At 62.9% G+C, this 12017-nt stretch carries 11 protein-coding genes and 1 tRNA gene; 5 read left to right on the top strand and 7 right to left on the bottom strand.

What is annotated here, in order from left to right; genetic code table 11:
* Positions 1-132: 132 nt before the first annotated feature.
* The 4 genes from AK36_RS17065 to AK36_RS17050 all read left to right on the top strand — a co-directional run bounded on the left by AK36_RS17065 (position 133) and on the right by AK36_RS17050 (position 3878).
* Positions 133-1074 (top strand): CysB family HTH-type transcriptional regulator, encoded by a 942-nt coding sequence (locus AK36_RS17065; protein WP_014723479.1) that lies wholly within the window; start codon positions 133-135, stop codon positions 1072-1074.
* A gap of 77 nt (positions 1075-1151) precedes the next feature.
* A complete protein-coding gene (locus AK36_RS17060) occupies positions 1152-2309 on the top strand; it encodes an ABC transporter substrate-binding protein (protein ID WP_045578865.1) in 1158 nt (385 codons plus the stop codon).
* A 97-nt stretch (positions 2310-2406) separates the two neighbouring features.
* Positions 2407-2491 (top strand) — tRNA-Leu (locus AK36_RS17055).
* Positions 2492-2663: 172 nt separating this feature from the next.
* Positions 2664-3878 (top strand): tyrosine-type recombinase/integrase, encoded by a 1215-nt coding sequence (locus AK36_RS17050; RefSeq protein ID WP_045578864.1) that lies wholly within the window; start codon positions 2664-2666, stop codon positions 3876-3878.
* Between the two features lie 621 nt (positions 3879-4499).
* On the opposite strand, the gene AK36_RS17045 is transcribed toward AK36_RS17050, so the two are convergent.
* From AK36_RS17045 to AK36_RS31240, 7 genes are all read right to left on the bottom strand, one after another.
* The gene (locus AK36_RS17045; protein ID WP_045578863.1) at positions 4500-7364 is read right to left on the bottom strand and encodes a DUF927 domain-containing protein; all 2865 of its coding nucleotides are present in this window, start codon (positions 7362-7364) and stop codon (positions 4500-4502) included.
* 126 nt (positions 7365-7490) lie between these two features.
* On the bottom strand, positions 7491-7817 hold the full coding sequence (locus AK36_RS17040) for a hypothetical protein (protein ID WP_004556769.1): 327 nt from the start codon (positions 7815-7817) through the stop codon (positions 7491-7493).
* Between the two features lie 9 nt (positions 7818-7826).
* Positions 7827-8174: a hypothetical protein gene (locus AK36_RS17035; RefSeq protein WP_014722320.1), complete on the bottom strand. Its 348-nt coding sequence runs from the start codon at positions 8172-8174 to the stop codon at positions 7827-7829.
* Positions 8167-8379, bottom strand: a complete 213-nt coding sequence (locus tag AK36_RS17030; RefSeq protein WP_045578862.1) for a hypothetical protein — start codon at positions 8377-8379, stop codon at positions 8167-8169. Before AK36_RS17030 ends, AK36_RS17035 begins: the two co-directional genes overlap by 8 nt.
* Entirely contained in the window at positions 8372-8674 is a 303-nt protein-coding gene (locus AK36_RS17025; RefSeq protein WP_045578861.1) for a hypothetical protein, read from the bottom strand. The genes AK36_RS17030 and AK36_RS17025 overlap by 8 nt, the downstream gene beginning before the upstream one ends.
* 496 nt (positions 8675-9170) lie before the next feature.
* Positions 9171-9695, bottom strand: coding sequence for a hypothetical protein (locus tag AK36_RS17020; protein ID WP_045578860.1), 525 nt, complete (start codon positions 9693-9695; stop codon positions 9171-9173).
* Positions 9692-9967, bottom strand: coding sequence for a helix-turn-helix transcriptional regulator (locus AK36_RS31240; RefSeq protein WP_224383365.1), 276 nt, complete (start codon positions 9965-9967; stop codon positions 9692-9694). Before AK36_RS31240 ends, AK36_RS17020 begins: the two co-directional genes overlap by 4 nt.
* A gap of 529 nt (positions 9968-10496) precedes the next feature.
* Between AK36_RS31240 and AK36_RS33010 the strand changes: the two genes are divergently transcribed.
* The gene (locus AK36_RS33010) at positions 10497-11714 is read left to right on the top strand and encodes a hypothetical protein (RefSeq protein WP_126220412.1); all 1218 of its coding nucleotides are present in this window, start codon (positions 10497-10499) and stop codon (positions 11712-11714) included.
* The last annotated feature ends 303 nt before the right edge of the window (positions 11715-12017 follow it).

Raw genomic sequence — 12017 nt, 5'->3', positions numbered from 1 at the left:
CTTCCGCTGCCCGGCTGGATTGCTAATGACGAAAACAGATATCCATATTTGAAAAACTCCGGTGAATCGTAATAAACTCGCCTTATATTTCAAACGACTAAAAAATTCTGTTGATATGCGGAAGGGTTATAAATGAACCTGCACCAATTTCGCTTCGTGCGCGAGGCCGTCCGGCAGAATTTCAACCTCACCGAGGCCGCCAAGGCGCTCTATACGTCGCAGCCGGGGGTGTCGAAGGCGATCATCGAGCTGGAGGACGAGCTCGGCGTCGAGATCTTCACCCGCCACGGCAAGCGGGTTCGCTCGCTCACCGAGCCGGGCAGAATCATACTCGCGTCGGTCGAGCGGATCCTGCAGGAAGTCGAGAGCCTCAAAAGGGTCGGAAAGGACTACGCCGCGCAGGACCAGGGCAACCTGACCATCGCCGCCACGCACACGCAGGCGCGCTATTCGCTGCCGGCCGCGATCGCCGAATTCAAGAAGCGCTTCCCGAAGGTGCATCTGTCGATCCTGCAGGGCAGCCCGACGCAGGTCGCCGAGATGGTCATCCACGACCAGGCCGACCTCGCGATCGCGACCGAGGCGATCTCCGACTACAAGGAGCTCGTGTCGCTGCCGTGCTTCCAGTGGCATCACGCGGCCGTGGTGCCGGCCGACCATCCGCTGCTCGAGCGCAAGCCGATCACGCTCGACGACCTCGCGCAGTATCCGCTGATCACGTATGACAACGCGTTCGCCGGCCGCAAGAAGATCAACCATGCGTTCGCGCTGCGCGGGCTATCGCCGGACATCGTGCTCGAGGCGATCGACGCCGACGTGATCAAGACCTACGTCGAGCTCGGGCTGGGCGTCGGGATCATGGCCGACATCGCGTTCAATCCGGAGCGCGACCGCAACCTGCGGCTGATTCCGGTCGGCCATCTGTTCGGCAGCAACGTGACGCGCGTCGCGCTCAAGCAGGGCGCGTACCTGCGCAGCTATGTGTATACGCTCGTCGAGCTGCTGTCGCCGACGCTGAACCGCAAGCTGATCGAGCAGGCGCTCAAGGGCGAAGCCGAATCGTACGAGCTTTGACGCACGAGGTATGAACGCGGGGGCGCGGTTCGATATCGCGCCCCTTTTGGTTGCCCGATGCAGATGGAGACTTCCGCATGACGCTTCCCGCCCTGTTGCGCCGCGCCGCTGCCGGCGCCCTGTTGCTCGGCTGCGCGGCCGCGCATGCCGACCTGAAGGTCGGCGTCGACCTGTCGTCGACCGGCCCGGCCGCCGCGATCGGCATCACCAGCAAGAACGCGATCCTGATGTGGCCGAAGACGATCGCCGGCCAGCCGGTGCAGCTGACGGTGCTCGACGATGCGTCCGATCCGGGCGCGGCCGTGCGCAATATTCGCAAGCTGGTCGACGAGGATCACGTCGACGTCGTGGTCGGGCCGAACATCACACCGGCCGCGCTTGCGGCGCTGGACGCGGTGGCCGCGTCGCAAACGCCGATGATCACGCTGGTCGGCTCGGGCGCGGTCGTCGAGCCGCAGGAAGGCGCGCGCACCTGGGCGTTCAAGATGGCGCAGAGCGACAGCGCGATGGCCGACGTGATGACGCGCTACATGGCCAATCACGGCGTGAAGACGGTCGGCTTCATCGGCTTCGCGGACAGCTATGGCGACAGCTGGCTGAACGAGTTCACGCGCTTCGCCGAGATCCGCAAGATCCGCGTGATCGCGACCGAGCGCTTCAACCGGACCGACGCGAGCGTGACCGGGCAGGCGCTGAAGCTGATCGCGGCGAAGCCCGATGCCGTCCTGATCGCGGGCTCGGGCACGCCGGCCGTGCTGCCGCAGCGCACGCTGATCGAGCGCGGCTACAAGGGCGCGATCTACCAGACGCACGGAATCGCGACGCCGGAATTCATCCGGCTCGGCGGCAAGGACGTGGAAGGCACGCTGTTCCCGACGCAGCCGGTCGTCGTCGCCCGCACGTTGCCGGCCGACGACCCGGCGCGCAAGGCGGCGCTGGCGTTCGTCGATGCATATGAAGCGCGCTACGGCGCGGGCACGGTCACGCAGTTCGCGGGCGACGCGGCCGGCGTGTATCCGCGCCTCGCGGACGCGGTCGGCCGCGCGCTGAAGGCGGCGCAGCCGGGCACGCCGGCGTTCCGGACGGCGCTGCGGCGCGAACTCGAACGGGCGCACGAGCTGGTCGTGCCGAACGGCGTCGTCAACACGAGCGACAAGGACCACGTCGGACTCGATCAGCGCGCGAGCGTGATGGGGATCGTGAAACAGGGCCGGTTCGTCTACCTGAGCCGGTAACGGGCGGCGCGGCGCGCCGATGGCTTGCCCGGCGCCCCATTTTCCGCCATAATCCGCGTTTCGCCGCGCAGCATCGCTGGTGCGGCAACGGTCACAAGCCCAGGTGGTGAAATTGGTAGACGCAGGGGACTCAAAATCCCCCGCCGCAAGGCGTGCCGGTTCGATTCCGGCCCTGGGCACCATGACATAGTTCCGGGAGATTCCCGGAAGTCCCAAAACCCGCGACAGCACAAGGCTTCGCGGGTTTTTTCATTCCGGCAAAGTGCCGTGTGGTGCGTAGACAGCCGGGGGCAAGCGGGGGCAACATTGGGGGCAACCCATCCGAAATTGCCTTACCTGTCAGGAGTTGCCCCCGTGCCATTAACCGATACAGCCATCCGGAACGCCAAGCCTGCCGACAAGCCCGTGCGCCTGTTCGACGGAGGCGGCCTCTATCTGGAAATCGCCCCGAGCGGGGGCAAGTGGTGGCGCCTCAAATACCGATTTGGGGGCAAGGAAAAGCGCTACTCGCTCGGCGTCTACCCGGAAGTTACATTGGCGACCGCACGGAAGAAGCGCGACGAAGCCCGTGAAAAGCTCGCTGCCGGCATCGATCCGAGTGAAGCGAAGAAGGCGGAAAAAAGAGCCAGCCTGCTCGCGGCCGCCCATTCGTTTGAGGTTGTCGCCCGTGGCTGGATGGCCGAGCGCAAGACGACCGTGGAGCCAGCGCAGCATGCCAAGACGCTCGCCCGCATGGAGAACGATGTATTCCCATGGCTCGGCAAGCGCCCTATCGCTGAAATCGACGCCCCGGAGATACTGGTCGTGCTGAAGCGCGTAGACGGGCGTGGAGCCAGATTTACCGCCCATCGCATCCGCAGCGAGATTAGCCGGGTATTCCGCTACGGCATCAAAGAGGGGCACTGCAAGGCCGATCCGGCCCGCGATCTGGTAGATGCAATCCCGCCCGCGCAGACAACACACTTTGCCTCAATCACTGAGCCGGAGAAAGTGGGCGAGATGCTTCGCGCGTTCGACGGCTTCACAGGCACGTTCCCGGTTCTCTGCGCGCTCAAGCTAGCCCCCATGCTGTTCGTTAGGCCGGGCGAGTTGCGGAAGGCAGAATGGGCGCAATTCGACCTCGACAAAGGCGAATGGCGCTATTTCGTCAACAAAACGAAAACGGATCACCTTGTTCCGCTGGCCGCGCAGGCTGTCACGATTTTGCGCGAGCTTCACGCCCTGACTGGCGAAGGCGTCTACGTGTTCCCCGGTGCTCGCGACCGAAATCGGCCGATGAGCGAGGCCGCTATCAATGCAGCCCTTCGTCGGCTCGGCTACGACACTCGCACCGAGATTACCGGTCACGGCTTCCGGGCAATGGCACGGACGATCCTGCATGAAGAGTTGGAGGAAAAGCCGGAAGTGATCGAGCACCAACTAGCGCATACGGTCCCTGACAGCCTTGGGCGGGCGTACAACCGAACAAAGTTCATCAAGGCACGACGCTCGATGATGCAACAGTGGGCGGACTACCTCGACAAGCTCAAAGCCGGGGCGGAAATCATCCCGATCGCGGCGGCAAGATAGACCCGTGCCGCGACGCGTATGACCCCCTCTCGGGCGTTTCCCACCAGCAAAACGGAAACGGCGTAGGCATAGGGTAAACCGATGATTTGGCCCCTTATTATTATGTGCCCCCCCTATGTTTGCCGTCAGTAGAGAAAAGACGCGGGTGTGAGCCCCCGCGTCTTTGCCCTAGACGCAGGGTCCCCCGCTTTCTGGCCGCCCCGACACTTGCGGCCGGCGCAACAATGCCCGATCGGGGCGTATCTCGGACACCCCCCTCGAAAACGCGCTTCTGATGCCCGTCGAATCCCGGAAAGCCGCGCCCCATCTAGCTTCGCGGTAGACGCAGACGGTCGACGTCTGCCCGCTCAGTGCAAAACGAGTTGGAGAGTTGGAGATAAACGCCCGAATCGGCCGCAAAGCCTTGTGGGGTAAGGCTTCGTGTGTCTCCAAACGATTTGGAGAACGCTGGAGATACTGGAGATAAACCAGGCTGGATTGTTACATCCTCAGCAAGAGTCGAGGCAACCGCCGACCCGGTTCCATCTGGAGCGTATCGCTCAAAGTAACTTTGACGCACGGGCCAAAAGTGCCGCGCAAAGGGATGCCCGCCACCGCCCTCCCGGACGGCGGCGGTGCAGCTTAGATTTCGAGTGAGAAGATGGACGGCAGGACGCGATAGACCATGAGTTTCTTTGTCATGCCGGGAATATGTTCTTGTCGATACGGACGCCCATCGCTACGCAGCATCAGCACACCCCGCTTCATCAAAGCCTTTTCGACGATCCTATGGTCGTAGCCGGCGCATACTTCCTTGCGAAACACGGTTGACTCGATCAGGTATTCCGTCTCGACGCTTTCCGCGTCTTCGGCGCTCATCTTCTCGCCGAACTCAGCGTAATACGCTTGATCCGACTCGATGGCGATGCTGCTCTTGTCGTGTTTCACGAGTCGTTTCCAGCCCGCACGGTGCGGCGCGTTCGGTCGATGGTCGTCCTGCGCCCGGTTCATCCACACGAAACGGTTGTCGCCGTGTGCGACGAGGAAGTGCAGCACCTGTCGCACCGCATCCGCTTCGTCCGAATTGCCGGTGCCGCCGCGTAGTTCGAGCCAGCCTTCGAAGCAACGACGCGCGGCCTCGACCGCTTCGCCCTGCGGCCAGCCGGTCAGCCCGTGCGCCGTGGCCAGCTCGCCGGCCACCGCAACGAGGCAGAACCGCTTGGCGACGCGGGCAACCTGCGAATGCGATCCGTCCGGCACCCATTGCCCGACCAGCTCGTCGACGCGCATGCGCAGATGCTCGGCCAGCTCATCGGCCTGCGACGATGCCCATTCGATAAAGGCCGGCCCCGCCGTGCCGTAGTGCCTGCCGGCGTGCCGCTCTAGATGCTCGATCAGTGCGGCCGGCGTCGGGAAGCCGTGCAGCTTCTCCACGACGCCCATTTCGCCGACCTCAGCCGGGATCGCGGGCAAGCGCACCTCGATACCGCCTTTCATGGGCTTGTTGCCCTCGGCCATCAGCGCGGACACGCTCTTCTCACCGTTCGACAGGAACAGCAGCCGCCACGTGAGTACGGGCTTTGCTGAGCCGCTACGCGACGCGCGGGCCTTGCCCGACTCGTTCGCAAGCATATAGATCACATCGCCGACCAAGCGCGGCTCGACCTGCCCGATTTCATCGAGGATCAGCAGCGCGTCGCTATGCTGCGTGGCGACGGCTTCGAGCGCGTTGTCGGTCGCCTTCCAGCTCCGCACATAGTCCGGCGAGCCGAACACGGACGCGGCGATGACGCCGCCCGTCGACTTACCCTTGGACGTTGTGCCGAGCAGGTGAAAGCCGCCCGACTGGAGCCCGGAGAAGTGCAGCAGCGGACCAGCGAAGGCGGTAGCGACGCAGAACAGCAACCGGCTATTGCCGACGCAGTAGGCCGCAACCTCGCGTTGCCAGTCGACCAGCGTGCCGCGTTCCTTGAACTGGCTCTGGATGGGCGTGTCGGCCTGATAGATCAACGCCTCTTTGCCGGTGCCGATGACGCGATCGGGCAGCACGAACGCACCGTGATGCCAGCCGACGCGCGGCACGCAGCGCACGCGCTCGTCCGGCTGCGCCATCTGCACATAGTTCGCGATCTGCGTGCGGGCGATCTGCGTCACGCCAAGCTTTACGCCCATATCGAGCAGCATGCGCCGCAGCTCCGTACCGTCGCCGGCAAACAAGCCGGCCGGCACCGCCCACCGTTTCAGGATGCCGTCGCGGTCCGTGAATTCGAGCAGGTAACCCCACTCGCTGTTCATCTCGTTTCGCGTCTCCGCGATCACATCGATTCGCGTGCTGACCCAATGCGGCGGCAGCGGATCGCCCTGATTGTTGAAGCCGTGAAACCACACGCCCTTATCGTCGACGACGAACCGCGACTTGCCGTCCTGCGCGCGGGCCGTTTTGGGGCGCTTGGCGGGCTTCGCGGCGGGCGGTGCAGCCTTGGCCTTGCCGGCATCCGCCGAGCCGGCCGACGCAAGCGCAGCGCGCACGGCGGCGGCCACCGCATCCGGGCCGAGGTGCGCAGCCAGGTCGTTGAAGTCGGTCCCATTCGCCGGTCGGTTCGAACCGAAGTCGGGCACGGCGACGATGCCGGCAACGGCCTCGGCCGCCGCGCGGGCCTTCGTCACGCCCGGATTGCCCTTCGTCGTGTGATCGTCATCGGCGCATACGACGATGCGCGCGTCCGGATACTGGCCGCGCAGTCCTGTCGCGACCGCGTGCAGGTTGCCGGCATCGAACGCGACGGCGGCCGGATAGCCGGTCGCGGCCGCGAGCGTCGCGCACGTCGCGTAGCCCTCGCCAATCAGCAGCGTGGACGGCGCGGAAGATAGCGGACCGCCGATCAGCGAGAAGCAGCCCGCCTTGCGGCCGTTCGGCAGATAACGTTTCTGGCCATCCGTCAGGATGAATTCCAGCGTCCACAGCTTGCCGTTCGCGTCACGCGCCGGAATGACGAGTGCGCCGTCGCATGCGGCCGTGCCGATGCACAAGCCGCCGCGATAGACGCGCAGCGCGTCGACCGGGATGCGCTTGCGAACGAGATACGGGTGATCGGCCGGCGCAGGCTCGGCCACCGACCAGATCGATTCAGCGAGGGCCGACGCGGCTTGCTGCTTCTCGGTCAGTTCGGCCAGCTCGGCCGCTTCGCGGGCCGCGCGCTCGGCTTTCTGCCGCTCGCGCTCCGCTGGATCGACCGGCTTCGCCCGATGCGCACGCGGATCGAAGCCGCCTTGCTTGGCGAGATGAAACAGCGTGTTGATGGTGATCTTGCCGCCCTTGAACGACTTCCACACATCGCGCGCGTCCTTGCCGTTGTAGTTCTGCGCGCCTTGGCTCCATTCGTTCCAGAGGGCGAAGCCCTCCTCGCCAAACTCGGCCTTGAGCGCCATCCCCACCTGACTCCACGTGTCGCGGTCGTCGGGCGGAACATAGCCGAGCGCGACTCTCGCCCGCTCGAATTCGGACATGGGTGCGTTACTCATAGGTTCCCACTGGACGCGCGTCGGTCGGCTTCCGATTAGTAGTCCATATCGGGCAAGCAGCTACCCGACGCGCGAAGAATTGATTGAAGCGACGATGCCTAGCGGCGGGTGTTAGCCGGCCGCGCGAGGCACCGACAGAACGGCCCCGCCGGCCGTGACGTCGTTGCTGTAGACGTAGCGGCCGAGCCGCGACTCGCCAAGGGCGTCGTTGGCCGCCTCCAGCGCCGCGCCGATCGACGGCAGGGACGCGCGGAACAGGCTCAGCACAAGCCAGTAGTCGTCATCCGACATGGCCTTGTCGGCCGCCCAATGCAGGCTGTCCAGCAGCTCCATGGCGTCACTGATCCGCGTGCCGATGCGGTTACGGTCGGGGCGGTTCACCTCGGCCACGAAGTGCGACGCGAGCGGTTGCACGGCATTCTTGTTCGTCTTTGCCATGGCCGCCCCTCAGTGCGTCGTGCGCGGTTCGCGCGTGACGAGGCCGAGCGCCGCAAACAGGTGCTGCTGCACGCGCCCCATGAGGCCGGCTGCAAACGCTTGGCGGCTGATCGTCACGCGGTGCGCGTCGACGTCGCCAGCGTCCTGCATGGCGGCTTCCATGCCGCGTGCGAACGCGGCGGCTTGATGTGCCGCGTAGTCGTGCAGCCGCACGTCGCCTTTCAGGTCAAGCCATGCGTCGGCGCAGATCGCGCCCAGGTCGACGGCGAATTGCAGCTCGATCGGAGCGCCTGTATCGAGTGGCGGTGCGTTGTCGAAGCCATTGATAACCGCGGTTCGGATGCGCTGATCAGTCATGGCACACCTCCGGCTGCGCAGTGCGACGCATGTCGGCCGAATACCGGCTCGCGACGCTTTGCCCCATGTCGACGAGCGCTCGCTCGTAGGTGCCCTCCGCAAGATGCGACCGGACAGCATCGAACAGGGCTTCGAGCTGGGCGAACTGATGGGCCGCACACATGGCGATCATCGTGACTTCGTTCGGCAGGCGGTATTTAGACATGGCGCACCTCCAGAATCGACGCGAGGAGTTGCCGGACATCGATCGTGCAATCCAGCTCCGCTTCACCGCGAATCGGCGTGAGGTTCCAGTCGTAGACGGCCGCGTGCGTGAAGTCGCCAGACCGGCGACCGCAGACGCTACGCCCCGAGACGGGGCCGCCCAAGATCCGCACGCGCCAATCGTGGTCGGGCGTCGGCCGAGCCGATGCCACCTCAACCAGCATGCCGATACGCGAGCGCGCATCGCACCTCGTGACGATCGCCAAATCGCCGATCTTGCAGCGCAGCTCAGCCATGACGCACCTCCGCACGGACGAGCGCTGCGATTGCGGCGAGTGCCGCGCCAGTCGCATCGAGTGCGTCTTGGTATGTGCTGGCGGTTGCTGCGTCGCGCAGTGCTGCGCGGACGATGGATTGAATGAGGTGGGATTGCTGCCCGGTACGGGCGTGCGAGGGCTGGCGCATTGGGTGCGACCTCCTTTTGCTGGGTTCGGGACCCGGCCCCATCGCCAAATGGGGTGGCCGGGCACATGACAGGGTTGGCGAACCGGCGCAAAAGGAAACCGGCGTGCCCGAAGGCACCCCCGCCAAGGCCCGACCATTGAAGGCGCTTAGCGTGCGGACGTAAAAAAACCGCGCAGCGGCGGTTGTCCGCCTTTTGCAAACTCCAGTCGCCAAACCGGGTCGCTGTTGTCTCAGCGACACGCACAGAATACCGCGCGATGCTGGACGACGCAAATCGCGACACCCCTCGCCGTGTATTACCTAGTGCAAAGCGACTTTGGGGGAGCATCAGGCGGTCTCCCCCTTGAGCACGGCGGTCGCCAGCTTGAGCTGTTCGATGTCCAGTCGCGAGCTGCCCTGCGCCAGTGATTGGCCGAGCGCGACGCCCCGCAGCAGGGCGCTAACTTGCAAGCGGCGCGTCCCGTCCGTGCACTGCGCATCGATGTCGTTGTAAAGCGCACGATAGGCTTTCCGCAGCTGTCGATACTGCCGACGACGATAGTTCGCCGAATCCTGTTCAGCAGCGGCAATCGCCTGGACGAACTTCTCGCAGGCGGTGCCAAGTTGCTTTGTCGTCAGGCGCGGGGCTTCGAGCGCGAGCGTCGAGGCGAGCGTGACGGCGATCGCTACGAGCTTCCCGGTGTCGTCGCCACGGTTCCAGAAGCAGCCCTCGACGTCATCGAGGATTCCTGCGAGCTTGCGGAGTCGGGCGTCGCGGCAACGCACGAACGCGGCGTCGCGCGCCGTGACGGCCGCGCCCATCGCGCGACCATACGGGCCGCCGCGACTGATCAGCGGGGCATGCGCGCTCATGCTTGCCCCCGTGTGGACTGACGGGATTCGACCCATTGCTGGACGTCGGTCGCGCGCCAGCCGACGCTACGAGCCCCTAACTGGACCGGCGCTGGAAACTTGCCTTCACGAATCCAGCGATACAGCGTTGTTTTCTTGACGCCGACACAATCCAGCACACCAATAAGTCGAAGAATCTTAAGAGCCATTTTCTGTTCAGAAATGGCCTGTTCAGCAAGAAGGAGGATAGCGGCGGCAATAAGCCGCGCCGTACTATCAAAGTACGGGCGCAATGAAGTTCGCGGGAGACGCACAAAGTAACTTTGCAAAGTTACTTTGCACGGCGCGCCGCGCGCGGTATCATCCGTCCTAACAAGAGCTAAGCGTTTCCTAGGCGCGGTGGCTCTTGTGGTTCCTCCAATTATGGAACAGGCAGCCAAGCCAAAAATCGCCGGTGGGATGTGTTGGTAGCACACCCCCGGCACCCTCTCGTCAGCTCGACGAAATATGCTCAATGATTGAGCACTCCCCGCCTTTTTCCCTTGCATCGCCCACAGATTCCTAGAGCCGTGTTCGATTAGGTACCAACAAGTACCGCAATTATATCGAAAGGTCTGCCCCCGTAAAAGATTTGTCTCGGATTATCTAAGACCGCAATACATGGTGTCACTGTTCGGCCTCGATCGGCCATTCTGTCGCGCGCATAATCAGTCGTTCGCGATGGCTGGATATCCCACACGCTGCCATCCGTTCATGTTGCGGAGCTTGATTCTGCATTGATGGTAATGTCGCAATTTGCACAAATCCACGAACCGATGCCACATGAAGCGCCGACTGTCGATCCCTAAAGGTCCGAAGCAGCAACTGTTCCTCACCTATCTGAACGCGGAATTCGCGAAACGGACACATAGAGCGCAGGCACATTTCGAAAATGTGAAACCTGACTCCATTCTAAGCGTGGTCAGGACCACGTTTGGGGGGGCGGTTAGCCAAGCGGAACTCATCTGGTCGCTGCGGACGTCGGCCGACGGAACGCTAGCTGAGTTGGAAGTCTGTCCGGCATCGACGAACGACGAAGCAGGTAATGAAGCGTGGGAAGAACTCGCGAGGGAAATTATTGATTCCGCCCTGACACACGCTTTCATAGAGTCGAGACGAACCGAGCATCGACGTCAGGTTTTCTTCTACGTCGGACCGCAGTTGGACGGGGAATATTGGTTCCGCGGAGTCCGAGTTGCGCCGGCAATTCTTGACATAGATTCTCCGATGCTAATAAACGCGGAACGCGCAGTGGTCCTTGAGTTTGAAGTCGAAGCTGTTGACATGTTCGACGCGAGCTACCTTGCTGCAGAGTTCTCGCGCCGATTTGCTGCGCGCCTCTCCGTATTGCTAGACATAGATCTATATGAACATTCGTTTGAGCAGGTGTGGGTTATGGCAGGCACGCCCCCGGTGGCTGAACGCCTTGGACGCGGTATCGGTCAGTTGACCGGTGGCAATTTCATGCCCAAGAAAGGCGAGATCTGCGCCGCAGGCGCATTTAGTAAGGGCATCCGCCACTATGGTCGAGTGGCCGGAACATTGAAGATGCCTCCAGAGGCTCGGCGAATTCTGCGGGGTGTTGACGCTTTACCGGAGCCAGTGAAGGACGCGTTTGACGGTGCGGCAAGAATGTATCAAATTGGCCTTTCACTGGGGCGAAGATTTCCGTCGGCCGAACTAGCTTACCGCGTCGGCGCAATTGAAGCTCTCAGCGCTACCGATAGTGAAGCACGCAGCTTCAGTGCATTCATGCGGAAACATTTGTCACTCGAGTCGAGTGATGAGCAACTATTGGAATATCTCTACGGAGATATCCGATCGTCCCACTTTCACTCAGGGAAATTTGATCTAGGCGAATTCTCTGTACAGCGTCACATGGACATTGTGTCAACACCTCAGACTGAAATTCGCCGTCAGCAACGGTACAGATGCTTCGAATTAACGAGGCAGGCAATAGTGAATTGGATGTTGTCGAATGCGGCAGAAGCAAAGGCATGAGCCTTGGTGCCCCGATTCCGCTCGTTATGCAATGCGGTGACGTGATCGGCCATAGTGGCTTTGGAAGCCGCCATTGACGAAGCAGCAGCACGAGCTGCTGCTCAGGGTTGATCTGCGCCGGTCGAGCGTGACAGGGCAGCGACCGGCCGCGTTCGACCAGAAGCGGTCACTCGTCACTGTCCGCTTTGGGCAAGCCACGTCAAGATACCTTCATATCTCGCACACATAGAGCCCACCGTAAGATCGTGCGATCCGTGCCGACCGGAGCCAGGTGAGTTGACAATTCGACTGTAAAATTGGTGG

Source organism: Burkholderia vietnamiensis LMG 10929, from assembly GCF_000959445.1.
Lineage (GTDB): Bacteria > Pseudomonadota > Gammaproteobacteria > Burkholderiales > Burkholderiaceae > Burkholderia > Burkholderia vietnamiensis.
This window is presented reverse-complemented; position numbering and strand designations above follow the sequence as displayed.

Excerpts from the sequence above, each read along its gene's own strand:
- AK36_RS17025 (WP_045578861.1), bottom strand. The coding sequence starts at position 8,674 with ATGGCTGAGCTGCGCTGCAAGATCGGCGATTTGGCGATCGTCACGAGG.
- AK36_RS17030 (WP_045578862.1), bottom strand. The coding sequence starts at position 8,379 with ATGTCTAAATACCGCCTGCCGAACGAAGTCACGATGATCGCCATGTGT.
- AK36_RS17060 (WP_045578865.1), top strand. The coding sequence starts at position 1,152 with ATGACGCTTCCCGCCCTGTTGCGCCGCGCCGCTGCCGGCGCCCTGTTG.
- AK36_RS17020 (WP_045578860.1), bottom strand. The coding sequence starts at position 9,695 with ATGAGCGCGCATGCCCCGCTGATCAGTCGCGGCGGCCCGTATGGTCGC.
- AK36_RS33010 (WP_126220412.1), top strand. The coding sequence starts at position 10,497 with ATGAAGCGCCGACTGTCGATCCCTAAAGGTCCGAAGCAGCAACTGTTC.
- AK36_RS17035 (WP_014722320.1), bottom strand. The coding sequence starts at position 8,174 with ATGACTGATCAGCGCATCCGAACCGCGGTTATCAATGGCTTCGACAAC.
- AK36_RS17045 (WP_045578863.1), bottom strand. The coding sequence starts at position 7,364 with ATGTCCGAATTCGAGCGGGCGAGAGTCGCGCTCGGCTATGTTCCGCCC.
- AK36_RS17040 (WP_004556769.1), bottom strand. The coding sequence starts at position 7,817 with ATGGCAAAGACGAACAAGAATGCCGTGCAACCGCTCGCGTCGCACTTC.
- AK36_RS17065 (WP_014723479.1), top strand. The coding sequence starts at position 133 with ATGAACCTGCACCAATTTCGCTTCGTGCGCGAGGCCGTCCGGCAGAAT.